Origin of the sequence: Providencia sp. Me31A (assembly GCF_050487165.1) — a bacterium.
In the GTDB taxonomy this organism is placed as follows: Bacteria; Pseudomonadota; Gammaproteobacteria; order Enterobacterales; family Enterobacteriaceae; genus Providencia.
Genome location: NZ_JBKQGZ010000030.1, coordinates 1 through 26,287 on the forward strand (window position 1 = coordinate 1; position 26,287 = coordinate 26,287).

At 39.5% G+C, this 26,287-nt stretch carries 27 protein-coding genes; 10 read left to right on the top strand and 17 right to left on the bottom strand.

The window, feature by feature from the left end:
- Positions 1 to 388: 388 nt before the first annotated feature.
- Positions 389 to 1,279 (top strand): glycerophosphodiester phosphodiesterase family protein, encoded by an 891-nt coding sequence (locus ACLPIE_RS19695; protein ID WP_430263420.1) that lies wholly within the window; start codon positions 389 to 391, stop codon positions 1,277 to 1,279.
- A gap of 211 nt (positions 1,280 to 1,490) precedes the next feature.
- Here the strand turns inward: ACLPIE_RS19695 and nqrM are convergent, their stop codons facing one another.
- The 8 genes from nqrM to ACLPIE_RS19735 all read right to left on the bottom strand — a co-directional run bounded on the left by nqrM (position 1,491) and on the right by ACLPIE_RS19735 (position 8,847).
- Positions 1,491 to 1,718, bottom strand: a complete 228-nt coding sequence (gene nqrM, locus ACLPIE_RS19700; protein WP_430263421.1) for a (Na+)-NQR maturation NqrM — start codon at positions 1,716 to 1,718, stop codon at positions 1,491 to 1,493.
- Positions 1,719 to 1,736: 18 nt separating this feature from the next.
- Positions 1,737 to 2,768, bottom strand: a complete 1,032-nt coding sequence (locus ACLPIE_RS19705) for an FAD:protein FMN transferase (protein WP_430263422.1) — start codon at positions 2,766 to 2,768, stop codon at positions 1,737 to 1,739.
- A gap of 240 nt (positions 2,769 to 3,008) precedes the next feature.
- Positions 3,009 to 4,235, bottom strand: a complete 1,227-nt coding sequence (nqrF, locus tag ACLPIE_RS19710) for an NADH:ubiquinone reductase (Na(+)-transporting) subunit F (protein WP_430263423.1) — start codon at positions 4,233 to 4,235, stop codon at positions 3,009 to 3,011.
- A 15-nt stretch (positions 4,236 to 4,250) separates the two neighbouring features.
- On the bottom strand, positions 4,251 to 4,847 hold the full coding sequence (gene nqrE, locus ACLPIE_RS19715; protein ID WP_115166709.1) for an NADH:ubiquinone reductase (Na(+)-transporting) subunit E: 597 nt from the start codon (positions 4,845 to 4,847) through the stop codon (positions 4,251 to 4,253).
- Positions 4,848 to 4,851: 4 nt separating this feature from the next.
- Positions 4,852 to 5,481 (bottom strand): NADH:ubiquinone reductase (Na(+)-transporting) subunit D, encoded by a 630-nt coding sequence (locus ACLPIE_RS19720; RefSeq protein WP_430263424.1) that lies wholly within the window; start codon positions 5,479 to 5,481, stop codon positions 4,852 to 4,854.
- Positions 5,474 to 6,268 carry a Na(+)-translocating NADH-quinone reductase subunit C gene (locus ACLPIE_RS19725; RefSeq protein WP_430263425.1) on the bottom strand — a complete coding sequence of 265 codons (795 nt, stop codon included), beginning with the start codon at positions 6,266 to 6,268 and terminating at the stop codon, positions 5,474 to 5,476. Before ACLPIE_RS19725 ends, ACLPIE_RS19720 begins: the two co-directional genes overlap by 8 nt.
- Positions 6,261 to 7,499, bottom strand: coding sequence for an NADH:ubiquinone reductase (Na(+)-transporting) subunit B (locus tag ACLPIE_RS19730; protein WP_430263426.1), 1,239 nt, complete (start codon positions 7,497 to 7,499; stop codon positions 6,261 to 6,263). The genes ACLPIE_RS19725 and ACLPIE_RS19730 overlap by 8 nt, the downstream gene beginning before the upstream one ends.
- Before the next feature lie 4 nt (positions 7,500 to 7,503).
- Positions 7,504 to 8,847 (bottom strand): Na(+)-translocating NADH-quinone reductase subunit A, encoded by a 1,344-nt coding sequence (locus tag ACLPIE_RS19735; RefSeq protein WP_430263427.1) that lies wholly within the window; start codon positions 8,845 to 8,847, stop codon positions 7,504 to 7,506.
- Positions 8,848 to 9,262: 415 nt separating this feature from the next.
- On the opposite strand from ACLPIE_RS19735, the gene ACLPIE_RS19740 reads away from it, so the two are divergent.
- A complete protein-coding gene (locus ACLPIE_RS19740; RefSeq protein ID WP_430263428.1) occupies positions 9,263 to 10,000 on the top strand; it encodes a L,D-transpeptidase family protein in 738 nt (245 codons plus the stop codon).
- Here ACLPIE_RS19740 and ACLPIE_RS19745 read toward each other — a convergent pair.
- Positions 9,971 to 10,738: a class II glutamine amidotransferase gene (locus ACLPIE_RS19745; RefSeq protein ID WP_430263429.1), complete on the bottom strand. Its 768-nt coding sequence runs from the start codon at positions 10,736 to 10,738 to the stop codon at positions 9,971 to 9,973. The genes ACLPIE_RS19740 and ACLPIE_RS19745 overlap by 30 nt on opposite strands.
- A gap of 27 nt (positions 10,739 to 10,765) precedes the next feature.
- Positions 10,766 to 11,344 carry a D-sedoheptulose 7-phosphate isomerase gene (gene lpcA, locus ACLPIE_RS19750; RefSeq protein ID WP_430263430.1) on the bottom strand — a complete coding sequence of 193 codons (579 nt, stop codon included), beginning with the start codon at positions 11,342 to 11,344 and terminating at the stop codon, positions 10,766 to 10,768.
- 389 nt (positions 11,345 to 11,733) lie between these two features.
- Here lpcA and fadE point away from each other — a divergent pair, with 389 nt between their 5' ends.
- The gene (gene fadE, locus ACLPIE_RS19755; RefSeq protein WP_430263431.1) at positions 11,734 to 14,199 is read left to right on the top strand and encodes an acyl-CoA dehydrogenase FadE; all 2,466 of its coding nucleotides are present in this window, start codon (positions 11,734 to 11,736) and stop codon (positions 14,197 to 14,199) included.
- Positions 14,200 to 14,247: 48 nt separating this feature from the next.
- Here fadE and ACLPIE_RS19760 read toward each other — a convergent pair whose 3' ends face one another.
- The 4 genes from ACLPIE_RS19760 to lysA all read right to left on the bottom strand — a co-directional run bounded on the left by ACLPIE_RS19760 (position 14,248) and on the right by lysA (position 16,562).
- Positions 14,248 to 14,379, bottom strand: coding sequence for a hypothetical protein (locus ACLPIE_RS19760; protein WP_430263432.1), 132 nt, complete (start codon positions 14,377 to 14,379; stop codon positions 14,248 to 14,250).
- Positions 14,380 to 14,434: 55 nt separating this feature from the next.
- A complete protein-coding gene (locus ACLPIE_RS19765; protein ID WP_430263433.1) occupies positions 14,435 to 14,803 on the bottom strand; it encodes a hypothetical protein in 369 nt (122 codons plus the stop codon).
- A 32-nt stretch (positions 14,804 to 14,835) separates the two neighbouring features.
- Positions 14,836 to 15,132, bottom strand: coding sequence for a hypothetical protein (locus tag ACLPIE_RS19770; protein ID WP_430263434.1), 297 nt, complete (start codon positions 15,130 to 15,132; stop codon positions 14,836 to 14,838).
- A 170-nt stretch (positions 15,133 to 15,302) separates the two neighbouring features.
- Positions 15,303 to 16,562, bottom strand: a complete 1,260-nt coding sequence (lysA, locus tag ACLPIE_RS19775; protein WP_430263435.1) for a diaminopimelate decarboxylase — start codon at positions 16,560 to 16,562, stop codon at positions 15,303 to 15,305.
- A gap of 125 nt (positions 16,563 to 16,687) precedes the next feature.
- On the opposite strand from lysA, the gene ACLPIE_RS19780 reads away from it, so the two are divergent.
- Positions 16,688 to 17,626, top strand: a complete 939-nt coding sequence (locus ACLPIE_RS19780) for a LysR family transcriptional regulator (RefSeq protein WP_430263436.1) — start codon at positions 16,688 to 16,690, stop codon at positions 17,624 to 17,626.
- Here the strand turns inward: ACLPIE_RS19780 and ACLPIE_RS19785 are convergent.
- Positions 17,597 to 18,517 (bottom strand): LysR family transcriptional regulator, encoded by a 921-nt coding sequence (locus tag ACLPIE_RS19785; protein ID WP_430263437.1) that lies wholly within the window; start codon positions 18,515 to 18,517, stop codon positions 17,597 to 17,599. The two genes, ACLPIE_RS19780 and ACLPIE_RS19785, sit on opposite strands and share 30 nt — an antisense overlap.
- Before the next feature lie 133 nt (positions 18,518 to 18,650).
- On the opposite strand from ACLPIE_RS19785, the gene ACLPIE_RS19790 reads away from it, so the two are divergent.
- Together ACLPIE_RS19790 and ACLPIE_RS19795 are read left to right on the top strand one after the other, a co-directional pair.
- A complete protein-coding gene (locus tag ACLPIE_RS19790; RefSeq protein WP_430263438.1) occupies positions 18,651 to 19,520 on the top strand; it encodes an MBL fold metallo-hydrolase in 870 nt (289 codons plus the stop codon).
- Positions 19,521 to 19,697: 177 nt separating this feature from the next.
- Complete coding sequence (locus ACLPIE_RS19795; protein WP_430263439.1) at positions 19,698 to 20,342, top strand: DsbA family protein; 645 nt, start codon at positions 19,698 to 19,700, stop codon at positions 20,340 to 20,342.
- Positions 20,343 to 20,378: 36 nt separating this feature from the next.
- On the opposite strand, the gene ACLPIE_RS19800 is transcribed toward ACLPIE_RS19795, so the two are convergent.
- Positions 20,379 to 21,218, bottom strand: a complete 840-nt coding sequence (locus ACLPIE_RS19800) for a prepilin peptidase (RefSeq protein ID WP_430263440.1) — start codon at positions 21,216 to 21,218, stop codon at positions 20,379 to 20,381.
- A gap of 279 nt (positions 21,219 to 21,497) precedes the next feature.
- Between ACLPIE_RS19800 and rsmE the strand changes: the two genes are divergently transcribed.
- The 4 genes from rsmE to ruvX all read left to right on the top strand — a co-directional run bounded on the left by rsmE (position 21,498) and on the right by ruvX (position 24,247).
- Entirely contained in the window at positions 21,498 to 22,229 is a 732-nt protein-coding gene (gene rsmE / locus ACLPIE_RS19805; protein WP_430263441.1) for a 16S rRNA (uracil(1498)-N(3))-methyltransferase, read from the top strand.
- Between the two features lie 9 nt (positions 22,230 to 22,238).
- Positions 22,239 to 23,186: a glutathione synthase gene (gene gshB, locus ACLPIE_RS19810; RefSeq protein WP_430263442.1), complete on the top strand. Its 948-nt coding sequence runs from the start codon at positions 22,239 to 22,241 to the stop codon at positions 23,184 to 23,186.
- A gap of 81 nt (positions 23,187 to 23,267) precedes the next feature.
- A complete protein-coding gene (locus ACLPIE_RS19815; protein ID WP_430263443.1) occupies positions 23,268 to 23,831 on the top strand; it encodes a YqgE/AlgH family protein in 564 nt (187 codons plus the stop codon).
- Positions 23,831 to 24,247 (top strand): Holliday junction resolvase RuvX, encoded by a 417-nt coding sequence (ruvX, locus tag ACLPIE_RS19820; RefSeq protein ID WP_430263444.1) that lies wholly within the window; start codon positions 23,831 to 23,833, stop codon positions 24,245 to 24,247. The genes ACLPIE_RS19815 and ruvX overlap by 1 nt, the downstream gene beginning before the upstream one ends.
- A gap of 78 nt (positions 24,248 to 24,325) precedes the next feature.
- Here the strand turns inward: ruvX and ACLPIE_RS19825 are convergent, their stop codons facing one another.
- Positions 24,326 to 26,203: a metallophosphoesterase gene (locus ACLPIE_RS19825; RefSeq protein WP_430263445.1), complete on the bottom strand. Its 1,878-nt coding sequence runs from the start codon at positions 26,201 to 26,203 to the stop codon at positions 24,326 to 24,328.
- Between the last annotated feature and the right edge of the window lie 84 nt (positions 26,204 to 26,287).

Sequence of the window (26,287 nt, forward strand, 5' to 3'; positions counted from 1 at the left end):
ATTAGATTATTGAGGATCAAAGCAAGAGGTTATCGAAATCAAGAACGATTTAAAACAGCAGTGATGTTTCACTATGGTAATTTAGATATGGGATTTTGAGTCTGACCACCATGATCGGGGAAGACCCTTAAATATACAGTACACTTACTGTTTATGCAATTATACCTGCCTATTTTGAATAACCACTCATGTAAAAAGCGTCTAACTTAATGATAATTAAAATGCTTCATATTATTGAAATAATCACCTGCCACACTGATAAATAAGCAATTAACATTAAAGTTTGTCTTAAAAATAAATATCAATACTTACACTCAACTAAAAATGTAATAAAAAGAATGCGTTTTTTCAGTTCAATAAATTAGAAAATGACTTATGGGTAATCCTTATGACGACTATATCAAAGTACATTACATTTATGGCAACCGCCCTCATATTGTTTGCAAGCCAAACCGCTTTTGCATTATCGCCTCAAATTGTTGCACACCGAGCAGGGACTGCTGATGCCCCCGAAAATACAATTTATGCCATTAATTTAGCAAATAAAAATAATTCCGATGCTATCTGGATAACCGTTCAACTCAGCAAAGATAATCAACTCGTTTTATATCGCCCAAGTGACCTTGGCTCACTAACTGACCAGAAAGGTCCAGTATCAAGCTATACGGCCCAACAACTTAATCGAATTAACGCTGCTTATCAGTATAATCAAAAAAATAACCTGCAACTCCCCATGCAGGACACCACTATTAGTACGTTAGAAACCATTTTAAAAAAATATCCTAATACGACCTTTTATGTAGATTTAAAATCACCAGATGCTGACCCTGCAATACAAGCACAAGCAATACTTGCATTATTGGATAAGACCAATGCATTCAAGCAAGTTCGTTTCTATTCTACAAATGATGCATTCTTAAAAGCGCTTAAGCCTCTTTCACCTAAATTACAATTATTTGAAAGTCGTGATGATACTCGTACCCTGTTGGCAAATGTTGTGATGAATCATCAATGCTCAATTAAAAATGACAAAACAACAACCCGCTGGTATGGCTTTGAGCTACATCGTAAAGTTGAAGTCGTTGAAAAATACACATTAGGCGAGGCACGCTCACCTGCCACACTATCGTGGGACAAAGAGGCTATCGATTGTTTTAGAAAAAATGGTAATGCTTATATTATTGTTTTTGGTGTTAATAGTGACAGTGACTACCAACTTGCAAAAGAGATAGGGGTGGATGCAGTAATGGTTGATTCGCCCAAAGCATTCAAAAAATAATTTAGCAACGTCATCTAAGCTATTAAGCTATTTTCAACGTTGAAATAGCCTAGGCTTTTAATTATCGTTAATAATTATTTATAAATTATTATTAGTAAATATTTATAATATCCTTACACACGCAATATAAAATAATATTTGGAGATGTCTAATAATTTTATTTAGACATCTCCAGCTTATTACTAACTATATTAACACTTAATATTACTATTCAAATAATACGGTTCTTATCTAACATTTTTTGGCGGGCTTCTTCACGTGCCATGCGTTTTTTGCGTGCGTCACAAGGCTCAGGACAATCACACACTTTTTCAACACCAATACTACTTAACCCACCACAGCTACCTTGAATACTCTTACGTTTAATAATATACCCAAGAGACATACCTAAAAATGCCAGCAAAAACAGTGCAAAGGTTGCAATAAAAACATTTAGCATTCCTTTATCCTCCAAAATCTACTGTTTTTTGGTTAAGAATGGTTCGAATGCTTTAGTATAACGCTCTTCAAACCCTTTATCTGTCTTAACTATCATAAAAACAGGAATATCCATTTTCTCTGCTAAAGCAAACCCCTCTTCTGGCCCTAGCACATTTAACCCTGTTGATAACCCATCTGCACTCATGCAATTTTCAGCTAATACAGTTATTGAAACTAAGTTATGGGTAATTGGACGACCCGTTTTAGGATCGATCGTATGAGAAAAACGTACGCCATCTTGTTCAAAATAATTGCGGTAATCCCCTGAGGTGGCAATAGAATGGTCGCCCGGCTCAATCACTTCTTGTGCTGTTTGGCTAACCCCATCTGTTACTGGTTTTTCAATAGCAATACGCCAAGGTGAACCTTTACCATTGTTGCCCTTCGTTCTGACTTCACCACCGATGTCGACCATGTAATTATTGATCCCAGCGGATTCTAAGTATTCAGCAACTACATCAACACCATAACCTTTCGCAATAGATGAAAGATCGACATATAGCTCTGGAATGGTTTTAATCAGGTTATTACCTTGAACTGCTAACTTTTCAATTCCAACCCACGCGCGACGCTTAGCTAATTCTTCGTCGGAAGGCGCTTTAGTCACTCGTCCTTCAGGACCGAAACCCCATAAATTAACGAGAGGCCCAACTGTTACATCTAATGAACCATTCGTCATTTCGTTAATTTCAATCGCTTTCTTAACAACTTTAGCTGTTGCCGCTGAGACAGGAAATGGGGTATTAACTTCTCTAGACTGATTAAAACGGCTTAATTCCGAGTCTGGGCGATAGGTCGACATTTGATCGTTTACTTCTTCCAAACGCTTGTCTATTTCAGCTTGAATAGCTTCAGGTTTTACATCGGAAGTATCTGCGACATACTTAACAGAATAATAGGTCCCCATCGTTTGCCCTTGAAGATTCTGTTGCTCAGGGCCTCCACAAGCTGCAAGAAGCAATGTTGTGAGAAATAATAATATAGGGGCATAAATTCGTTTATTTAGCATAATTTTCTCCGCGTCAATCATGAGTACGTATTGTTGAAGTAACTCAGACTATTAACACACTTTACATTGTCACCCATGCAGAGAATGTTTCAGTCAAAAAATCATCAATCCAGCTAAAATCAATATAATAATTAGTAATTAAAATAAGTTACTAAAATCACAAAGAGGGAAAATATTTTCCCTCTTTAACCTGCGACTGTCTACTGACTTTGATCAGTCCAATTAAATCAAATAGATTAATTAACCACCGAAATCATCTAACAAGATATTTTCATCTTCGACACCGAGGTCTTTCAACATCTTAATCACCGCCGCATTCATCATTGGAGGTCCACACATATAGAACTCACAATCTTCTGGCGCAGGATGGTCTTTTAGATAGTTTTCATATAAAACGTTATGAATGAAACCAGTATAACCATCCCAATTATCTTCTGGCATAGGATCAGAAAGTGCTACGTTCCATGTAAAGTTTTCATGTTCTGCAGCAAGTCGATCGAAATCTTCAGTGTAGAACATCTCACGGACTGAACGCGCACCATACCAAAAACTGATCTTACGTTTAGAGTCTAAACGACGCAGTTGATCAAATATATGCGAACGCATTGGCGCCATACCCGCACCACCACCGATAAAGACCATTTCGGCATCCGTTTCTTTCGCAAAGAACTCCCCAAATGGACCAGAAATAGTGACTTTATCCCCTGGTTTTAATGACCAAATATATGAGGACATGATCCCTGGAGGAACATCTGGATTGCGCGGAGGAGGCGTTGCAATACGTACGTTTAACATGATGATCCCATACTCTTCCGGATAGTTTGCCATGGAATAAGCACGCACTGTCGGCTCTTTAACCTCAGAGACATAACGGAATAGATTAAATTTATCCCAATCTTCACGGTATTCTTCCGGTACATCAAAATCTTCATATTTAACAACATGCGCAGGGCATTCAATTTGAATAAAGCCACCTGCACGGAAGGGAACAACCTCTCCTTCAGGGATCTTCAATTTCAGCTCTTTAATGAAAGTCGCTTTATTATCATTGGAGATAACCTCGCACTCCCATTTTTTCACGCCAAAAATTTCTTCTGGAAGTTCAATTTTTAAATCTTGTTTAACGTTGACTTGACACGCTAATCGGCAGCCTTCTTTTGCCTCACGTTTGTTAATATGTGAAAGTTCAGTTGGCAGAATATCGCCACCACCTTCTTTTATTTTCACACGGCACTGACCACAGGAGCCACCACCACCACACGCTGATGAAACAAAAATACCTTGGCTTGATAACATGCCTAAAAGCTTATCACCCGCTGGCGCTTCAAAGCTTTTATCTGGATCGCCATTGACTTCAACTTTAATGTTCCCTGTATTGACTAACTTGGATTTTGCAAACAGGATCAAACCTGTTAGCACCAAGACAATCAGGGTAAACATTACGACACCTAAAATAATTATTTCCATGAATTCTTCTCGCCTTTATAGCTGCACACCGGAGAAGGACATAAAGCCCAATGCCATTAAACCGGTTGTCACAAAGGTGATACCTAACCCTTTTAGACCCGATGGAATATCTGAGTACTTCATCTTCTCTCGAATAGCTGCCATCAATACGATTGCTAGCATCCAGCCGATCCCTGAACCGAATCCGTATACTATTGACTCACTAAAGTTGTAATCACGCTGCGCCATGAACGAAACACCGCCAAAAATGGCGCAGTTAACGGTAATCAATGGCAAAAAGATACCTAACGCGTTATACAATGATGGGAAGTAGCGGTCTAAAATCATTTCAAGGATCTGAACCAACGCTGCGATAACACCGATAAAAGTGATAAAGTTTAAGAAGGATAGGTCGATCCCCTCAGCAATTGCGCCATCGCGTAATACTAAGTTGTAAACCAAGTTATTAGCTGGGACAGAAATCCCAAGCACCACGGTTACAGCAATACCGAGTCCAAAAGCGGTTTTCACATTCTTTGATACCGCAAGGAATGTACACATCCCCAAGAAGAATGCTAACGCCATGTTTTCAATGAAAATAGCTTTAACAAATAGGCTAATATAGTGTTCCATGAGATTAGTCCTTCTCTACCTGAGCTGGTTTCAAGGTGCGTAATCCCCAAATCAGCATGCCAATGATAAAGAATGCACTTGGCGCAAGGAGGAACAGGCCATTTGGCATATACCAACCACCATTTTGTAGTGATTCAAAAACCGTGATACCAAATAATTTACCAGAACCAAATAGTTCGCGTAAAAAGCCGACTAGAATCAGGATCACACCATAACCTAAACCATTACCAATACCGTCCATGAAGCTTTCAATTGGTGGGGCTTTCATTGCGTACGCTTCCGCACGCCCCATGACGATACAGTTAGTAATGATCAAACCAACGAAAACAGAAAGTTGTTTTGAGATCTCATAGGCATACGCTCGTAAAATTTGGTCAACCACAATAACAAGTGAAGCAATGATTGCCATTTGTACGATGATACGTACGCTACTTGGAATATAATTCCTGATCAGTGAAATAAAGAAGTTAGAAAATGCCGTAACTAACGTTACTGCGATGGTCATAACCACTGCGGTTTCTAACTTCGTTGTCACTGCGAGTGCAGAACATACCCCTAAAACCTGTAAAGCAATGGGGTTGTTGTCAAACAATGGTCCCAATAGGACGCGTTTTACTTCTTTTGAATCAGCCATTATTCAGCGCTCCTTCACGGACTTTTTTCAGGAACGGACCAAAACCGTTATCCCCTAACCAGAAATCAAACATATGCTGAATACCGTTTGATGTTAGAGTGGCACCTGAAAGGCCGTCGATACCAAATGGGTTATCTGTCGCACCACCACGCACAATTTTAATTGCTGGAATGCCTTGTTCATTGAACAATTTTTTACCCGGCCATTGTGCTTTCCATTGTGGATTATCAACTTCACCTCCTAAACCAGGAGTTTCACCGTGTGCGTAGTAAGTAATTCCTCGAGAAGTTACCCCATCCACATCTACAGCAACAAAGGCGTACATCACAGACCACAAACCAGAGCCGTAAACAGGTAGAATAATTTGAGATACTTTACCTTCATCATCTTTCACTAGGTAGATTTCAGCGCTATTCGCACGGCGGCGAATTTTCGCAATATCTTCCTCAGGAGAAAGAGCAATACTGGTTTCATCGCTGCGAAGCTCACTATTTAAATCATAATGGCTTGTACTATCAGATAACTCATTAGTTTTAAAATTCAGCAACTTAGGCTCAATCCGATCCTTATAGGTCGTTTGAATTTCCTCTGGTGTCATTTTAGGTTGCAGCAAACCCGCAACACTTAAAATATTACGCTGAGTATCTAACATGATCTGTTCTTGCTGCTGCGGTTTTAAACCAACAGCAGAACCTGCAACGACAATAGAGCACACTAGGCAAAGAATAAAAACGACTAGAAATGTTCTGCCGACGCTATCGTTATTAATTGGTTTTTCATTAGCCACGAGCTTTTCTCCGCTTAATATTTGCTTGAACGACCAGATAGTCAAACAGAGGAGCAAACAGGTTGGCGAACAGGATCGCCAGCATCATCCCTTCAGGATAAGCTGGGTTAACAACCCTGATAAGAACACACATTACGCCGATCAGAATGCCGTACGCCCATTTACCTTTATCCGTAAACGAGGCGGATACTGGGTCTGTCGCCATAAAAATCATACCAAATGCAAAACCACCAAGTACCATATGCCACCACCACGGCATAGCGAATAATGGATTGGTATCGGAACCAATTGCATTAAACAGGTAAGACATAGCGATCATACCGACCATCACACCTGCCACAATCCGCCATGACGCAATGCGGAAGAACATAATAAGCGCACCACCAATAAACAGCATCAGTGTTGAAACTTCACCAATTGAACCTGGCATGTTGCCTAAGAAGGCTTGCATCCAAGTAATCGGCTCACCACTGACTGTGTTCATTAATGCATGTTCCCCACCCGTTGCCCATTGTGATAATGGCGTTGCACCGGAAAAGCCGTCTGCTGCCGTCCAAACTAAGTCACCCGATATTTGTGCAGGGTAAGCAAAAAATAAGAATGCACGGCCAGCTAATGCAGGGTTTAAGAAGTTACGCCCTGTACCACCAAATATTTCTTTCGCGACAACGACCCCGAAAGTAATACCCAATGCAGCCTGCCATAATGGAATAGTAGGCGGAACAATCAGAGCAAATAAAATGGAGGTAATAAAGAAGCCTTCGTTAATCTCATGACCACGGATCATGGCAAACAACACTTCCCAGAACCCGCCCACTAAAAACACTACGGCATAAATAGGGAGAAAATAGACTGCACCTAGCAGCATTTTGCTTCCCCATCCCGCATCCATCGAAAGTGAAGCGCCTAAGAACTGGGCTAAGCGATAGTGCCAATCACCCGCCAGAACTTGCTGTAATTCAGCGCCACTATACAGCTGGTGTAATGCAGGAATAGCTTGGTTACCTACGTTATACATTCCCCAGAACATTGCAGGGAAAACCGCCAGCCAGACCAAAATCATCATACGCTTAAGGTCAATTGCATCTCGAACATGAGAACGACCTTTAGTCACCGTTCCCGGCGTGTAAAACACTGTTGAAACTGCTTCATACAATGCATAGTATTTAGCGAGTTTTCCTCCGGGCTCAAAATGGTGCTCATACTTTTCAAATAAATTCTTCAGACCCATGGAATCACCCTTCTAGCTCAATCTTGGTCAGAACATCACGTAACACTGGACCATATTCATACTTAGCTGGGCAGACATAGGTACACAAGCCTAAGTCTTCTTCATCCAACTCTAAACAACCCAGTTCTTGTGATGTATCGGTATCCCCTGCAAGGAGATCGCGCAACAAATGAGTGATCATGATATCTAAAGGCATGACTCGCTCGTAGTTACCAATGGGTACCATTGAACGTTCACCGCCATTCATTGTTGTCGTAAAATTAAAACGCTTATTTTTTAAGAAATGCCCAATCGTTGTACGTGTAATCGTAAACTTATTGACACCAGGCATAATCCAGCCAAATAGTTCTTTATCACGCCCTTCAGCGATGACTGAGACTTGATTGTGAAAACGGCCAAGATAGTGATGGAATTCATCACATGTGACACCCCAAAGAACGGAACCTGAAATAATCCGATTTTCACCCTCTTTGAGCTGGCCTTTTGTTAATTCATACAAGTCCGCACCTAAACGAGTACGCAGCAGACGAGGTTTTTCAACCTGTGGGCCCGCAAGTGAAATAACGCGATCGGTATAAAGGTGACCCGTAATAAATAGCTTACCAATGGCGATAACATCTTGGTAATTAAGGCTCCAGACTATTTTCTTGATACTGACGGGTTCCAAGAAATGAATATGGGTTCCCGCTAACCCCGCAGGATGAGGCCCTGCAAATTGAGTATAAGAAATTTGGTTGTGTGCCACATTCTTCGGTAAATCTCCCTCTCCATGACATACATGGACTTTACCTTCAGTTAAGTGACTGAGAACTACAAGCCCATCGTTAAATGCTTGTTCTTGCTCTCGAATAACTAAAATAGGATCAGCAGCAAGTGGATTAGTATCCATTGCGGTGACAAAAATAGCGATAGGTGTAGAACCTGGCTGTGGAGAACGACTAAATGGACGCGTTCGTAAAGATGTCCACAAACCTGATTTAATCAAGTTATCTTCGACTTGCTCTTTTGTTAGTGCAGGCAACTCATCACGAGTATATGTTGCAAAAGACTCTTGCTCGTCGCCATCGATTTCTATGACGACAGATTGAAGTACACGACGCTCACCACGATGAATAGCAACAATTTTACCGCAGGCTGGACTGGTAAATATGACACCTGGGTTCTTTTTATCTTCAAAAAGAACCTGTCCCTTTATAACTCGCTCACCTTCATTAACCAGCATTGAAGGACGCATCCCGACATATTCCTCACCTAGCACGGCTACGTGTTGAATTTTCGGGCCGTCTTCTATCACTTGGGCTGGCTCACCTGCGATGGGAAGGTTGAGGCCTTTTTTAATTTTAATCATAAGATCTGCACAAGTTTATATAGTTAAACCCTAAGCTAACGATTCAGCAATGAATGATAGCGACTCATTAATAAAAACAGCTCAAGCCACCTTGGTCACTTAAGCAAGTATTCTCACAAAATTGTTACTAAAATTTTTCTTTTTCCGAGCGTAATTTTATCAGTTCCCATTCACTATGTCCGGCTATTGAAGTGACATAGTTCAAGCAAATTGCATTAATATTTAAATCTCTTCGTTAACAACTCGTTATTTCCGATCAATAAACTCACGTTTATCGATGACTGGTTGTTATTTGCACAACAAAGGTTCATTTAAAAACTATTAACAAGCTATATTAATTTTCGTATTAGTCGTCTAGAATGCATAAAATATATACTCTTTTATTATCAATAAACCTTTTACATTTGGCTTAAGAATGAAATTAAGTAAATTTTTTAGTGCAATTTTTCCACTTGTGCTCATTTATCCACCTGTTATTGAGGCGAGTAACTCTTCATTTCTACTTAAGAATAATACGCTGGATAATCAAAATTCATCAATTTTTATTCAAATATTTAAACAAGAAGGCTTACTTGAACTCTACCAAAAAACCCCTTCAGGCAAATATCATCTGTCCAAAACTTACCCAATCTGTAAGTTTTCTGGCGGGCTTGGCCCCAAAAAAATAGAGGGAGACCTTAAAAGTCCTGAGGGGTTTTATCAAATTACTGCGGAGCAACTCAATCCAAACAGTCGGTATTACCGAGCTATTAATATTGGTTTCCCTAATGAATTCGATAAAGCACAGGGGTACAGCGGCAGCTACTTGATGATCCACGGTAGTTGTGTGTCAGTGGGATGCTATGCAATGACAGATAAGCACATGGGCGAGATTTATCAAACGGTCGAAACGGCTTTATTGAATGGTCAATCCACTATTAATGTCAGTATTTACCCATTCCGAATGACCAATGAAAATATGCAACGCTACCGAAACTCTAGCCATTATGCATTTTGGAAACAACTTCAGCCTGCCTACCAGTACTTTGACCGAACAGGAAGACCGGCTGAAATTTCAGTTGCCTACGGTAAATATGCGGTTGTTGGCTTACCCGATACCCCAACAAAATTGTTAGGCGAGAAATCACAATATGCGTTCACCCAAGTGAAATAAAACAAAGTGCCCAGGTTCAATACGTTGCCAATTTTCATTACCTGTTAGTGGTGCAGTGGCAATAACAGAGACAATATCTGTTGGTGTAGTACATTGCTCGAAATCAATTTCAATGTCTTGATCGAGCAATTTAGCTTTACCAAATGGTGCCTTACGCGTCAGCCAATGCAGATTAGTTGAGCTAAACGCCATCAAATATTGGCCATCAGACAACAACATGTTGAATACGCCTTTGCTGCGTAGTTGATCGGCTAATGTTCCGATAAAACGAAATACGCTTTTCCAATTTGAGGGTTTTCGTGAATACTTCTCACTGAGCTGATGCAAAATCCAGCAAAATGCCCACTCGCTATCCGTTTCACCAATTGGCCAATAACGCCCTGTATTCAAAGAACGATAGCCCTTTAACTGCCCATTATGCGCGTAGGTCCAGTTGCGCCCCCATAATTCACGCGTAAAAGGATGAGTATTCACCAGTGAAACATCTCCTCTATTTGCTTGACGAATATGAGCAACAACGCTTTCTGATTTAATCGGATATTCCTGCACAAATCGTGCAACTGGAGACAAGAAACTCGGCTGTGGATCTTTAAATGTGCGACACCCAAGGCCTTCGTAAAACGTAATTCCCCAGCCATCTCTGTGTGGACCTGTTTGCCCACCACGAGAAATTAACCCACTCAAACTAAAGGTAATATCAGTTGGAACATTGGCACTCATGCCAAGTAACTCACACATTTAAAGACTCCTGAAACGACTAAATCGTTACTTAACCATCTCTTTTTCAATTAATTGAATTAATATATGGATAACTTTGATATGTATTTCTTGAATACGGTCTGCGTAACCAAAATGAGGGACACGGATTTCGATATCTGCTGTCCCCGCCATTTTTCCGCCATCTTTACCTGTCAAGGTAATCACTTTCATACCCTTTTCACGGGCTGCATTGATCGCGTTGATAATATTCCCTGAGTTTCCTGATGTTGAAATTCCTAACAATACATCGCCTTTCATACCAACGGCTTCGATAAAACGGGAAAAAACATATTCATAGCCAAAATCATTACTAACGCAAGATAGATGGCTAACATCTGAAATTGCAATCGCTGGGTAACCGGGACGGTTTTCACGATAACGCCCTGTTAATTCTTCAGCAAAATGCATCGCATCACAGTGCGAACCGCCATTACCACAAGACAGCACTTTCCCACCCGCTTTAAAAGAATCAGCTAACAGCACCGCAGCTTGTTGGATAGCGTCAATATTGGCTTCATCACTAAGGAAATTCGATAAAGTTTCAGCAGCTTCAGTCAGTTCACCACGGATCAGGTCTTGGTACATAAGGTTTCCCCTTAATTAAGAATGCGTTACATCGAATATGATTAATTCATAACTCAATATCACAACAATACGAACAACCTTCAGCTGCTCAGTTTTACTGGATATCCAAAATTAACCTTTATTACTCAGATTGTTGCACAGGGACAATTTTGTTTCTACTTTTGATTGTGCTGTCTTGACCTCCGCCACAAAAGCATTCCTCCCCTTAGCCAATAACCTGATTTTTTTGTAGTGGTAATAATGTAAATTTTAATTATCACCTCCCATATTTGATGTTTTTGTGAGCCAAGTTGTAATTAGGATGTAAATATATTGCTAACCACTTATTAATAGGTATAGATTTAAACAACAAACAGGTCAGACCTCTTACAAGTGACAGGAGCTTCGCTATGATCCTTCTCAGCATTGTGTTATTTATCGCCTTAATTGGCGTACTCTGTTACCACAGAACATCCTTGGTTCTTAGCTCAATATTATTGTTAGCTTATACTGCTGTTATGGGTATAATAAATATTTGGAGCTACTGGATGTTATTACCAGTCGCTATAGTATTATTCCCTTTTGTTTTCAGTCCAGTACGTCAGTCCTTTTTCTCTGTTCGTGCCATGAAAATGTTCCAAAAAGTCATGCCACCAATGTCTAGCACAGAAAAAGAAGCCATTGATGCTGGAACCACTTGGTGGGAAGGCGACCTTTTCCGTGGTACTCCCGATTGGAACAAGTTGCATAACTACCCAAAACCTCAATTAACCGCTGAAGAACAAGCGTTCATTGATGGTCCAGTTGAAACCGTCTGTGGAATGGTAAATGACTTTGAAGTCAGTCATGAACTTGCAGACTTAACGCCTGAAGTATGGCAATACTTACGTGATCACCGTTTTTTCGCCATGATCATCAAAAAAGAATATGGGGGTCTTGAGTTTTCTGCTTATGCTCAATCTCAAGTTTTACAAAAGCTTGCAGGTGTATCAGGTATCTTAGCTATCACAGTTGGTGTACCTAACTCATTAGGTCCTGGTGAATTATTACAACACTATGGTACTGATGAGCAAAAACAACGTTATTTACCAGGTCTTGCGACAGGCGAAGAAATTCCTTGCTTTGCATTAACCAGCCCTGAAGCAGGCTCCGATGCCGGTGCTATTCCTGACTCCGGTGTTGTTTGCATGGGCGAATGGCAAGGCGAGCAAGTGCTGGGTATGCGTCTGACATGGAATAAACGTTATATTACTTTAGCACCTATCGCGACCGTATTAGGCTTAGCATTCAAGTTATCTGACCCAGATAAGTTGCTCGGCGGTGAGAAAAACCTCGGAATTACCTGTGCATTAATACCAACCAATACGCCGGGGGTTGAAATTGGTCACCGCCATTTCCCACTTAATGTGCCATTTATGAATGGGCCTACACGCGGAAAAGACATCTTTGTCCCTATTGATTACATCATTGGTGGGCCAAAAATGGCAGGTCAAGGTTGGAGAATGCTAGTTGAGTGCCTTTCTGTTGGTCGTGGTATTACCTTGCCATCCAACTCAACTGGTAGCTTAAAAAGTATTGCTATCGCAACAGGGGCTTATTCCTATATCCGTCGCCAATTTAGATTACCTATCGGTAAGATGGAAGGTATTGAAGAGCCCTTAGCACGCATCGCCGGCAATACTTACCTGATGGATGCTGCGGCAACCTTGATCACGTCAGGGATCATGTTAGGTGAAAAGCCAGCCGTTCTTTCCGCAATTGTAAAATATCATTGTACCCACAGAGGTCAACGCTCCATTATCGATGCTATGGATATTACCGGTGGTAAGGGTATTTGCCTTGGCGAATCAAACTTTGTGGCTAGGGCTTATCAAGGTGCACCAATTGCGATTACTGTTGAAGGGGCAAACATTCTAACCCGCAGTATGATCATCTTTGGTCAAGGGGCGATCCGCTGCCATCCATTTGTCTTAGAAGAAATAGCAGCGGCGCAAGATAACAACCTATATAAATTTGATAAAGCGGTATTCGGGCATATTGGTCATGTGATTAGCAATCAAGTCCGCAGTTTTTGGTTAGGTTTGACCAACGGTCGCGGCAGTAGTGCCCCAACGAAAGATGAAACGCGCCGCTACTACCAGATATTAAACCGCCAAAGTGCAAACTTAGCCTTATTGTCCGATGTCGCGATGGGGGTTTTAGGTGGTAGTTTAAAACGTCGTGAGCGTATCTCAGCTCGCTTAGGCGATATTTTAAGTCACCTTTATTTAGCCTCTGCCACCTTAAAACGTTATGAAGATGAGGGGCGTCAAAAAGCGGACTTACCATTAGTTAAATGGGCTGTTGAGGATTGCTTGTATCAATCTGAAAAGGCCATGGATGATTTATTGAAAAACTTCCCGAACAGAATGGTTGCGGCAATTATGCGCTTCACGCTGTTCCCGATTGGTCGTTCAATGTCTACTCCATCTGACAAACTTGACCATAAATTGGCACAGCTGCTAATGGAACCCTCAGAAACTCGCGATAGGCTAGGACGTGGACAGTACTTAACGCCAACTGAAAACAATCCACATGGCCTTGTAAACCAAGCTCTGCTAGATATCATCGCAGCTGAACCTATTTTCGAGCGCATCTGTCGCCTAAAAGAACGCAAACTCAGCTTCACCCGTTTAGATAAACTGGCAGAGCAGATGTTGCCTGAAAATATAATAACTCAAGAAGAAGCCGATATTTTATGCAAAGCAGAAGCTAGCCGCTTACGTACTATTAATGTCGATGAGTTTGAGTTTGACGATTTAGGGGTACTGCCGTCAAAAAAGTCTCCGGATGATCCGTTAACTGAAGACTCCGGTAAGAAAAAGAAAGCCGCATAACAGCGTAATCATGAGCTAAAAAGGGAACTCTCGGGTTCCCTTTAATATTTAAAACAGATAATCATTAAAATATTCAATGAGTTTTTCTTCATTAATTTTTAAATTCCCTTTCCACCCAGCCCAAGGCATTTCCATATCAGAGCGTCCCTTGGTATTGTTGAGTTGAGATTCTACGCTCACAATTTCACCTACATGCAACTTGAGTTATTTGGAATATATACAAGCAAGCATGCCACTAGTTACTATCAGCGCTTCTTTCCCTGTTTTTAGCCTCCAGAATATAAGGACGAAACTTCAGCTTATTTTTCCAATGATTCAACTCGAACAAGCACTTCGCCCCACCCTCTTTGGCACAAACGGTTAGATATTTCTTTGCTTTATTAATTTCATTAAACTCATAAAAATATATTTTAGCTGCTGCATCTAGCGCTAATAAGCGGTAATAACCTTTAGTATCTATCAACCTTTCCCAATAAATCATTGACTGTTCTAAATTAATCTCCATACCAATACCATAGTTATTGAAGTCAGCTAATCGGTATAAACCCAGCTGAAAATCAGGTTCAATCTTCACGGCTTTATTTAAATGTTCTAATCCAATCAAACAATTTTCATCTACAATCCGCTTTGCATGAACTAGGCTTTTTCCGAACAGGCCGAATCATCAAAATATAGTAAAAATAAAAGATAATGGGTTTTGGCGTCACCTCCATCTGCACTATTTTTAAGTAGATAAAATTTCTCTGCTGTTTCAATTGGTGTCATGGTCCGAAAAAGTTTTTTCTCTTCTTCATGCTTCATATTATTAGTAGAAAAAACTAGCATCCTATAGGATGGAGGTTTAACGTCATTACTTTGTAAAAAGTCTTCATTATATGAATATGACTCATATCCACTGAGAATAAAAATCAGTACAATTAATAACCATTTCATATTATTCTCATTTAAATAAAAAAGACCATTAAAAATAAACCAATTTATTTTTACAGATGAGAAAATATTGTAAATAACCTGAATGAGTAGTTTTAGCCTTAATTAAGCAAAAAAACCAGCTATTTATTTAATAGCTGGCTCCATTAAACTCTTTTGAATAATTATTTAAATTATAGCTCTAACGCCAACAGTTCTTCTATTGTTTGGCGGCGGCGGATCAGTTTTGGTTGTCCATCGACAAACATCACTTCCGGCAATAATGGCCGGCTATTATAATTTGAAGACATGGATGCGCCGTAAGCGCCAGTATCATGAAAAACTAAATAATCACCCACTTTAACATCTGGTAGAGCGCGGGTAACCACCAAGCCTCCTTCTAACTGGGTAAACACATCCCCTGACTCACATAAAGGCCCCGCAATAATCGTGTCTCTAACTTGCGACTCATCAGCACGACTGCCATCCGCAGGTAAAACGGAAATATGGTGGTAGCTACCATACATTGCAGGGCGCATGAGATCATTAAAACCGCTGTCGACTAAGACATAATGGCGGCTTCCCATGTCTTTCACTGCTCGTACCTCAGCTAGAAGTACACCTGACTCAGCAACTAAATAACGACCCGGCTCGATCTCCAGCTCAATTGCATGGCCTAAGTGCTCTGCAATACGCTGACGTGCGTTATCCCATAAGCTGTAATAATGTTGCACATCAATTAATTCATCCCCTTCACGGTATGGTGTCGATAACCCGCCGCCTGCTGAAATAGCATGAAGGTCAACGCCTGCGGTCGTAACTAACGCAACCATTGAGTCACAGACATCGGCAAGATGTTGATAATCAACTCCCGAGCCAATATGCATATGAATACCGACTAACGATAAATTGTAATGGCGAATTTTCTCTAACGCAGCGGGCAAATCTTCATGCCAAATACCATGCTTGCTATTTTCGCCGCCTGTATTGGTTTTTTGACTATGGCCATGACCAAAACCGGGGTTAATTCGTAACCAGACTGGGTGCCCTGATTTTTGCTGACCAATCTGATCTAACATATCAATTGACCCTGCATTAACAGGAATATCTAATTCGGTGACTTTTGCTAATGTCGCTCTATCAAGCACATCCGCAGTAAAAACAATTTCTGATTTCTCACGACCCGCTTGGAACCCTGCCACCAGCGCACGCTCAATTTCACCTAACGAAACTGAGTCCACCTTCACACCCTGCTGTTTCATTAAGCGTAGAATATGGATATTTGAGCACGCTTTTTGTGCAAAACGCACGGTATCAAAAATCTGTAATCGCTTGATACGCTCGATAATCACTGCGCTATCATAAACCCAAACAGGGGTACCGTATTGAGCAGGTAATGTACGCAGATATTCAGGCGTTAAATATTGGCTGGTTGTGGTGGCGAAAGAAGTCATTAGGTTTCCCATTTGCAAGTTTTTATTATGATTAAGCCTATTATTCAGAGAATATAGGGGAAAAAAAATATCCATTTTGCTAAAATCTATTCATATTTGATATAGCATGATGATTGAGGGAAAAAATGCAGGCAATTTCATGGCGCCATATTGAAATTTTTCGTGCGGTAATGATGGCACCCAATCTCACAGAGGCCGCGGCATTGCTTAATACATCACAACCGACGATTAGCCGTGAATTAGCTCGTTTAGAATATTTATTGCAATTTAAATTATTCGATAGGGTGAAAGGCCGATTGCAGCCAACTGCACAAGGGCTCCGCTTTTTAGAAGAGGTTGAGCGCTCCTATTATGGGCTAGAGCGGATCAAAAATTCCGCAGAAACAATTCGCCGTTTTGAACACGCCCAAATATCCATTACTTGCCTTCCTGCTTTTGCGCAATCTCTACTGCCACAAGTTTGCCAATCCTTTATGGAAAGCTATCCTGATGTGAGTCTAACGGTGATCCCTCAAGAGTCCCCCGTTCTAGAGGAGTGGCTCTCGGCACAACGCTACGACTTTGGCTTAACGGAACACTTGCAAATGCCCCCAGGCACTGAGCAAGAAACGTTAGGCAGTTTGAACGAGGTATGTGTATTGCCTGCTGGGCATCCCCTTGAACAAAAAGACCAATTAAGCCCGAAAGATTTTCAGCATCAACGGTTTATTAGTTTATCGTTAACAGATAGCTACCGCCAATTGATTGACTCGACTTTTGCTGAATACCAAGTCGATCGTAAAATGGTAATGGAAACTCACTCAGCGTCATCAATATGTGCAATGGCCTTAAAAGGTATTGGTATTTCAATTGTAAACCCATTGACTGCATTAGACTTTCATCAGCAATCTGCAGGTAAGTTAGTCATCCGCCCGTTAAGCTTTTCAATTCCATTCATCGTCAGTTTGATCAGGCCTATTCATCGCCCATCATCGCAGCTAACTGATATTTTTACACAATATTTAAAAAATAGTTTTAATCAAATTGAAAGCGACTTAACTTCGGCCTTGATGCATCAACGCTAGCCAATGTGGTGAAGTCTTAAACCAGTTTGCCAGAAAATCAATAACGGCTCGCAGTGGTGTCGGCATCTTTTGACGGCTGGTATACACACCATAAATCCCTAATGGCATCGGTCGGTAATCAGGTAATAGCTGGATTAATTCCCCTGAAGCTAAATAGTTGGCCACTGAATAATAAGGCTGCATGGCGACTCCCACTCCATTCAATGCTGCTTCTGCTAAAAACACCGACTCGCTAGCACTTAACCTACCGTCAACCAACACGGTATGTTGTTCGCCTTCTTTTTCAAAATGCCAAACACTACGCCCAAAAAAGCTATAAGTTAAACACTCTAATAAGGCCAAGTCTGCGGGTTTATTTGGTAATTTTTTGCCTTTTAAAAATTGCGGTGAGGCGCAAATAACCGAATGGCAAGTTGATAAAGGTTTAGCGATAAGGTTAGGCTCAAGTTGATTAGTAATTCGAATCGCTAAATCAATACGTTCATCAATAAGATTAACTGACTTATTCGAGATATGCATATCAATCATCATATTGGGGTATTGCTGTAAAAATTCCGCGATAGCAACAGATAATGCGCTTTGTGCTATAGACTGTGAACAACTGATTCGCACTAAACCAGATAATTCCTTCGCATTCTGGTGTTGTTGTACGGGTACTGACTGAGAGAGCGCATTTAGTTGTAATGATTGTTGATAAACGCCTTCCCCAGCAGAGGTTAAGCTTAGTCTTCTTGTTGTCCGGTTAAGTAATCTCACACCTGCCCATTGTTCCATTTCTGATAAATAACGCGTGACCATCGCCCGCGACATGTCTAATTTTTCGGCTGCACCACTTAAGCTGCCCTGCTCAACAATAGTAATGAACACTTGCACAGCTCTTAGTCTATCCATTTCACACCCATTTGATCGATTTATGCAACAAATAACACCTAATTATGGTGTTTTTCGCTCAATGATTGCAATTTAATATACACATACAGCAAGCATGAACATTTATTGTACAACTAAATTTTAGGATAAAAAAATGAAACTAACCCTTTTAGCGGCTACCTTAGTTAGCGCAACATTCCAAATCGCACATGCACAACAATTGACATTAGATGTTTATAATCCAGGTAATAACAGTGTATTCCCAGTATCATCGGAAATTATTAGTGGCCCAAATGAAGTCGTCTTAATTGATGCGCAATTCCAAAACAATGATGCTCAGAAATTAGTCGATAAAATTAAAAAACTCGATAAAAAACTTACTACCGTTTATATCAGCCATTCCGATCCTGATTATTATTTTGGGTTAGATACAATCACCAAAGCATTTCCTAATGCGAAAATAATCGCAACGGCTGAAACAGTCGAAGCAATCAAAGCCACTAAAGATGGAAAATTAGCTTATTGGGGAGGGATGTTAAAGAATGAAGCTCCGAGTAAAGTGATAGTGCCTGAGGTCATTAAAGGAAACAGTTTTACCGTTGATGGCGAAAAGTTAGAAATTAAGGGCCTTGATGGCGCTTCACCAGATAGAACTTATGTATGGGTTCCTGCATTGAAAGCCGTTGTCGGAGGCGTTATTGTTTCAGACAATATTCATGTTTGGGTCGCTGATACACAAACCAAAGAATCACGAAAAAATTGGCAGCAAACGTTAGAAAGTATTAAAGCTTTGAACCCTAAAACCGTTGTTCCTGGTCACTTTACTGGTGCATCTAAGTTAGATGTTGCGACCGTATCCTTTACTCAAAAATATTTACAAGACTTTGAAAATGCAGCGCAAGCAAGTAAGAACTCAGATGAGCTCATCCAAAAAGTTTCTACTAAATACCCACATTTGGATGACTTATCTAGCTTGGAATTGAGTGCTAAAGTCATTAAAGGTGAAATGCAGTGGCCACAATAAATTAATCACCATTTCTTCATTCAGCCATTTTGTGTGATGCATAATTTTTTAATCGTTTAAATAATATCCATAAAAGCGCAAATTGGCTGAAATAGGAAATATAGTTGTATAAATCTATTTATGATAATGATACAACTTAACTCAAATTAATCGGAAGTTAATCTAAAGAGAATTCCAATGAACACCCTTACCCTACACTATATTTATGACCCTTATTGTGGCTGGTGTTACGCCGCAGCCCCTTTAGTCGAAATTGCTGCAAAGCACCCTCATATCAGTATTGAAATGCATGGTGGAGGTATGTTGGCAGGCAGTGCTCGTTTACACCTTGATGATGACTTTCGCCAATACATTATGCAATCCGATAAACGTATCGCATCAATGACAAGACAAGTGTTTGGTGATGAGTATATAAAAATGCTACATGACCCTAATTTAGTCATGGACTCAACACCCCCACAAACCGCTATATTAGCCGCAACCAAGCAAGGTAAAGGCTTTGAAATGCTTAAAGCCATCCAAAAAGCGCATTATGTTGCTGGCCGCCATATTAATGACACCGCCGTTCTCTTTGGCTTAGCACAAGAAATTGGTTTAGATTTAACACAGTATACCAATGACTACGCGCAATGTGAGCAAAATGAAACAGAATCGCATATTCAACGCAGTAAAGCGTTACTCGCTCAATCTGGCTCATCGGGTTTTCCCACGTTATTAATTGAACAACAAGAAAAATGGCTACGCGTTCCGTTACAAAATTACCTAGGTACTCCAGATAAATGGCAACAATTTTTGGACTCAATGGTTAGTGCTTCAGCTTAAACTACGACACGCTATTGGCTGTATTAATATTTAGAATTAGATAACGTTTAAATTCTGTATAACCGATATGTACAGCCAAACTGATGCACTGATTAAAATAGCAGGCCCAAATGGAATTGCGTGCCCACTCATAGCAGTCTCCTCTTTAACGTACTGTATTTTTCTCCGTCGTTTTACCGTGCTAAATCGTGATTTGAATTTTGGTAAAAACCAATATGCCACAACAAAATGGATTAAGCCTAAACCCGCAGCAAGTCCCAAGAAATAAGGTAGCTGCCACACGCCGAGCCATGCTGCACATGCTGCAATTAATTTAAAGTCACCTCGCCCCATTTGAGGTTGATTTTTGATTACCTCAGTAATAGTGACAAGTAACACCACGATAAGATAGCTTAAAACAACCCCATAAACTCCTGCGATAACATTGCCAGCAGGAGCCCAAACTTGGTATAACAAACCTAGCCACAATAGTAGGTAAGTTAATATATCAGGCAAATACCCTGTTTTATAATCAATAATAATAAGTAAGAGTGCTATATTAAGAAAAGTAAATAGAGAAAAAATAATAATAAAACTATTTATTGAATAAATAAAAACGCAACCAAACATAAAATAGATTAATAATAAAATAGAATACCCAACTCTAATAGCCTCAACTTCAAAATATTTAACAGGAATATCAATTAAGAGTTTTCGTGTTATCCATACTGAAAAAAAAAGCAAAATTAAAACAAAAAAAATCTCGCCTTCAGCATAAAAACCAGTTGATTTAATTAAAACATCAGTTTTACCACTCTGTAATCTCGATAAGTAAGCTATTAAATTATTAAATATTAAATTAATTTTAGATAATAACAAAAACCATGTATCATTCATTTACACTCCTTATTCCATTAGAGAGATAAAAATAAATATACGTGATGAGTTTATTAATCCCAACACTTTAATTCCGTCCTATTATGTCGGTTTATTCGAACCCCATAAGCTTTTGTTGTTTTTTCATCGACTTTGAATAATCCAGAGACCGCACAGACGCACTATAAATGCCATTTTTTTCGGTATAAACTAAGTCATCAAGCTTGTATTTAGAGATACAGCCCCCATATTCATCAAAGCTATATTATTTATTAACTGAGTCTGTACTAAGGAAAAGCTATGCGCATTCCACGCATTTATCACCCAGAGCCACTTCAAACAAACACAACGATTTCTCTTGGTGATGATGCTACAAACCATGTAGGCCGAGTGCTTCGCATGACGGCAGGCCAAATGCTTGAACTGTTTGATGGCAGTAATCAGACCTTTAGCGCTGAAATTACTGAAGCGACGAAAAAAAATGTTTTCGTTCATATTAAAAGTAGCCAAGTTGATGATAGAGAGTCCCCACTTGACCTACATTTAGGCCAAGTCATATCTCGCGGGGAAAAAATGGAATTTACGATCCAAAAATCTGTGGAATTAGGCGTTAATACTATTACTCCATTACTTTCAGAGCGTTGCGGCGTTCGTTTAGATGCAGAGCGCCTAGACAAAAAATTACAGCAGTGGCAAAAAATTGCGATTGCTGCTTGTGAGCAATGTGGCCGTAACCGTATTCCTGAAATTCGTCCTGTACAGCCTCTAGAAACTTGGTGTGCAGAAGAAGATGGTGCATTCAAAGTGAACCTTCACCCGCGAGCGACAGAGAGTATTAATACGCTGCCGACACAATTGAAAAAAGTGAGATTGTTGATAGGCCCTGAAGGTGGATTATCAGCGGATGAAATTGCCATGACAGCAAATTATCAATTTACCGATATACTGTTAGGGCCTAGAGTATTACGAACAGAAACGACTGCGCTAACCGCTATCACTGCACTACAAGTGCGTTTAGGTGATCTGGGTTAAGGAGAAAAAATGATCAAGCTCGGTATAGTGATGGACCCTATTTCATCCATCAAAATCAAAAAAGACACCAGTTTTGCAATGATGTTGGAAGCTCAGCGTCGTGGTTATGAAATCCATTATATGGAAATGAACGACCTGTATTTACACCAAGGTGAAGCTCGCGCACAAACAAAAATTGTTACTGTCGAAGAAAACCCTGAAAAATGGTATGAATTCCATGAGGAGCAGGATATTGCCCTTGGCTCACTTGACGCCATCTTAATGCGTAAAGACCCACCATTTGATACTGAATTTATTTATGCTACTTATATTTTAGAAAGAGCAGAGCAAGCAGGGTCTTTGATCGTCAACAAACCGCAAAGCCTACGTGACTGTAATGAAAAGCTGTTTACCGCATGGTTCCCAGAGTTAACGCCAGATACCCTAGTAACCCGTAGCCCGAAAAAACTCAGGGAATTCCATCAAAAACATGGTGATGTAATTTTCAAACCATTAGATGGAATGGGCGGCGCGTCAATTTTTCGTCTAAAACAAGACGACCCAAATGTGGGGGTAATTATAGAAACGCTCACAGAGCATAGCGCCCGTTATTGCATGGCACAAAACTTTCTGCCTGCGATTAAAGATGGAGATAAACGCGTCTTAGTTGTTGATGGTGAGCCCGTACCTTATTGTTTGGCGCGTATCCCTGCTCAAGGTGAAACCCGTGGCAACCTTGCGGCTGGCGGCCGCGGCGAAGCACGCCCTTTAAGTGAGAGTGACTGGGCAATTGCTCGTACAGTTGCCCCTATATTGAAAGAGAAAGGTTTAGTCTTTGTTGGATTAGATATTATTGGCGATCGCTTAACAGAAATTAACGTCACTAGCCCAACTTGTGCACGTGAAATTGAAGCAGCATTTGATATTTCCATCACAGGAATGTTGATGGATGCGATTGAGCGCCGTTTACAGAAATAAGTTATAAATTGCTAAAAAGGCCTAAGTTTAGCCTTTTTAGCGTCTTTTTATAGAGCAATTAAATTAGAGTGGGGTCTGAGTTTGAATCTGCAAAACCATTTTCTTATCGCCATGCCATCCCTCACTGACCCTTATTTTGAGCAGTCAGTAGTTTATGTGTGTGAGCACAATGAAAAAGGGGCCATGGGTATTGTGATTAACAAGCCTATTGATGATTTTTCCGTCGATACGATGCTTAAAAAGCTCGAAATTACTATTTCAGACAAAATTAGTCACCATAACCTGAAAAAACCCGTCATTGCCGGTGGTCCGGTTGCAGAAGAACACGGCTTTATCTTACATACTCCAGTTGGTGGTTTCTTATCGAGCTTGCATTTAAATGACGATGTCATGGTGACAACCTCAAAAGATATTTTAGAAACGCTAGGTAGTGAGCGCTCGCCAACACATTCTTTGGTCGCGCTTGGTTATTCAAGTTGGGAACCGGGTCAGCTTGAACGGGAAATCATAGAAAATAGCTGGTTAACTGTAGAAGCCTCTCCTGAGCTAATTTTTGATACACCAATAAATGAACGTTGGGCCGCAGCAGCAAAATTAATCGGTATTAATATTCATACCATTTCAATGCAGGCAGGGCATGCTTAATGTCAGGAAGAACCTTATTAGCATTTGATTTTGGTACCAAAAGTATTGGCGTTGCCGTTGGACAAGAAATAACTGGTACAGCACGACCGTTAGCCTCGTTAAAGGCCAATGATGGTCGTCCTGATTGGCAACAAATCGAAAAATTACTTAAAGAATGGCTTCCTCAGTTAGTTATTGTCGGCCTCCCCCTTAATATGGATGGAACCGAACAACTGGTGACAAGCCAAGCTCGCAACTTTGCTAATCGAATTCATGGCCGTTTTGGTGTTAAAGTCGAATTGCATGATGAACGGCTCTCGACAGTAGAAGCAAAAGCAGGCTTATTTGAACAAGGTGGCTATCGCGCACTGAGTAAAGGAAAAGTCGATTCCGCATCTGCGGTAGTGATCCTTGAAAGTTGGTTTGAGCAAAACTAACAACCAGCTCCTATTTCGTCTACTGAAAAATGGAGACTACCTTAGGCGTTCTCAGCAACCTAAAATAGTCTCCGAATATCAATTGCTTATTTTCATTTGATAAGTAACCCATTTTTTATCTTGGCTATTTAATTTCAATTCATATTGATTATTCCATAAGAACATCTCTGATTTATCTGTGTAATGTGGTAATACTAAATGCATTTGTACTGGTAAGTCAGAAATTATGCGATAATTATTTTTAGGTTTAGAATATTTATGGTGTGATGAAATATAATTACTGAAAATATCAATATTTCTTTCATTCCCAATATCTAAATAAGGGCTGTTTTTATTATTTTGAAAAAAAGGCGAATATTTACTAGCAACAATAATAAAGGAATCTTCGTCCGTTATTTCCATACCATTATAGCGAATATTAGATATTCTTCCTTTTTTCACCTGTTGATTTAGCTTACCAGTCAAATCGTATAATGGCTGATTACTAATATTTACATCATAAGTCAACCCTATTATTGGGTAAAATAAAAAGCTATGGAACTGTTTGTTTATCAAAGGAGTAGAATCATTTACAGGGGAGTTGTAGATATTTGAACTCATTTCTAACCATTCAATTAACTGCTGTTTATTTACTCTTAATGCAGATAAATAAGCAGGGTAAAAAATTCTATTTAAATCTCTATTGGTGAGTTTTCTATCCTGTATATCAATAATATAGTTATCGTCATTTAATGAAAATGAAGGAGAGATGGAAACAAGTAGCTTATCATTTTCATTCATATAATTCTTCATATAGTCATGAATTGAATCAACAAGAAGTGTTGTTAAACTTTCATTGCCTATTAAATTAAAATTATTATCAATTGTAAACTTATCATAACTTACTTCTTTATCTAAATCTTTTTTTAAGTCTATTTCAGTATCATTAATGCACGATAATACGCTTTTAATGGTATTTTCCGCAGCAGGTACATCACTTTTTTCTAACTGATAACCTTTACTACTTTTTATAATCCATCGGTCATCCTTTTTTTCAAGATTAAACGTTATTGCAGATACTGATTCTCCCCATTTTCCAGGTTGGGCCGCAGGCTTATCAAATATTTGTCCTAATTCAATATTAATATTTTCATGCGATAACGTTTTTTTAGAAGGAAATATTTCATGGGTATGACCAAATAAAACACCATCAATATTTGGATTACTTGCAAGATAATAAGCCACATTCTCCATTTCATGTTCAATTGGTGATACATCAATCCCTGAATGTGATAACGCAATTACAAGATCTGCCCCATTTTTTTTAGCCTTATCTGCTGCGCTATTGGCCGATTCTAGCATATCAGAAAATATAATTTTATTTTCCAATTTAGTTTTATTAAACAGCATTGTTTGCGGAGGAACCAAGCCTATATAGGCAATTTTCAATAAATGGCTTTTACCTACATCATCGATTACATTTTTTTCTTTTATAATATACTCAGGATAGATACTTTCCTGTTTTTCTTTATCCGTAACATTACTTAGAACTACGGGAAAGTTTGCACCTGAGTAGGACCATTTTAGAAAATCAATGCCATTATCAAAATCATGATTACCAGGCGTTGCGATATCATAATTTAAGGCATTCAAGCTACATATAATAGGAGATATATTATAATACTCATCATTCTGATTATAGCGTTTAATAACATGATTACCAATTGGGTTTCCTGATAAAAGATCCCCAGTATCAACTAAATAAGTGTTTTTATTATCGCGTCTAAATTTTTCAATAGTACCTATCCACGGTATCAGTCCATAATTTTCACTTTTAGTATTACTATAATAGTTATCATCACTAATAAAAGAATGGATGTCTGATGTGCTGAGAATATTAACCTCAACTAAATTATCAGCATAAGATGATGATATTAAAAAGCTTATTAATAATGAACTAAAGAATTTTTTATTCATATTAGTTACTCAAAATTAATTTGTTATAATAATTCTTTTACAGTTAATGTGAGAATTTATTAAATCAGTAGATCTTGACTCAAA

Coding starts and splice junctions, on each gene's coding strand:
- ACLPIE_RS19695 (WP_430263420.1), top strand. CDS start 389: ATGACGACTATATCAAAGTACATTACATTTATGGCAACCGCCCTCATA.
- nqrM (WP_430263421.1), bottom strand. CDS start 1,718: ATGCTAAATGTTTTTATTGCAACCTTTGCACTGTTTTTGCTGGCATTT.
- ACLPIE_RS19705 (WP_430263422.1), bottom strand. CDS start 2,768: ATGCTAAATAAACGAATTTATGCCCCTATATTATTATTTCTCACAACA.
- nqrF (WP_430263423.1), bottom strand. CDS start 4,235: ATGGAAATAATTATTTTAGGTGTCGTAATGTTTACCCTGATTGTCTTG.
- nqrE (WP_115166709.1), bottom strand. CDS start 4,847: ATGGAACACTATATTAGCCTATTTGTTAAAGCTATTTTCATTGAAAAC.
- ACLPIE_RS19720 (WP_430263424.1), bottom strand. CDS start 5,481: ATGGCTGATTCAAAAGAAGTAAAACGCGTCCTATTGGGACCATTGTTT.
- ACLPIE_RS19730 (WP_430263426.1), bottom strand. CDS start 7,499: ATGGGTCTGAAGAATTTATTTGAAAAGTATGAGCACCATTTTGAGCCC.
- ACLPIE_RS19735 (WP_430263427.1), bottom strand. CDS start 8,847: ATGATTAAAATTAAAAAAGGCCTCAACCTTCCCATCGCAGGTGAGCCA.
- ACLPIE_RS19740 (WP_430263428.1), top strand. CDS start 9,263: ATGAAATTAAGTAAATTTTTTAGTGCAATTTTTCCACTTGTGCTCATT.
- ACLPIE_RS19745 (WP_430263429.1), bottom strand. CDS start 10,738: ATGTGTGAGTTACTTGGCATGAGTGCCAATGTTCCAACTGATATTACC.
- lpcA (WP_430263430.1), bottom strand. CDS start 11,344: ATGTACCAAGACCTGATCCGTGGTGAACTGACTGAAGCTGCTGAAACT.
- fadE (WP_430263431.1), top strand. CDS start 11,734: ATGATCCTTCTCAGCATTGTGTTATTTATCGCCTTAATTGGCGTACTC.
- ACLPIE_RS19770 (WP_430263434.1), bottom strand. CDS start 15,132: ATGAAATGGTTATTAATTGTACTGATTTTTATTCTCAGTGGATATGAG.
- lysA (WP_430263435.1), bottom strand. CDS start 16,562: ATGACTTCTTTCGCCACCACAACCAGCCAATATTTAACGCCTGAATAT.
- ACLPIE_RS19780 (WP_430263436.1), top strand. CDS start 16,688: ATGCAGGCAATTTCATGGCGCCATATTGAAATTTTTCGTGCGGTAATG.
- ACLPIE_RS19785 (WP_430263437.1), bottom strand. CDS start 18,517: ATGGATAGACTAAGAGCTGTGCAAGTGTTCATTACTATTGTTGAGCAG.
- ACLPIE_RS19790 (WP_430263438.1), top strand. CDS start 18,651: ATGAAACTAACCCTTTTAGCGGCTACCTTAGTTAGCGCAACATTCCAA.
- ACLPIE_RS19795 (WP_430263439.1), top strand. CDS start 19,698: ATGAACACCCTTACCCTACACTATATTTATGACCCTTATTGTGGCTGG.
- ACLPIE_RS19800 (WP_430263440.1), bottom strand. CDS start 21,218: ATGAATGATACATGGTTTTTGTTATTATCTAAAATTAATTTAATATTT.
- rsmE (WP_430263441.1), top strand. CDS start 21,498: ATGCGCATTCCACGCATTTATCACCCAGAGCCACTTCAAACAAACACA.
- gshB (WP_430263442.1), top strand. CDS start 22,239: ATGATCAAGCTCGGTATAGTGATGGACCCTATTTCATCCATCAAAATC.
- ruvX (WP_430263444.1), top strand. CDS start 23,831: ATGTCAGGAAGAACCTTATTAGCATTTGATTTTGGTACCAAAAGTATT.
- ACLPIE_RS19825 (WP_430263445.1), bottom strand. CDS start 26,203: ATGAATAAAAAATTCTTTAGTTCATTATTAATAAGCTTTTTAATATCA.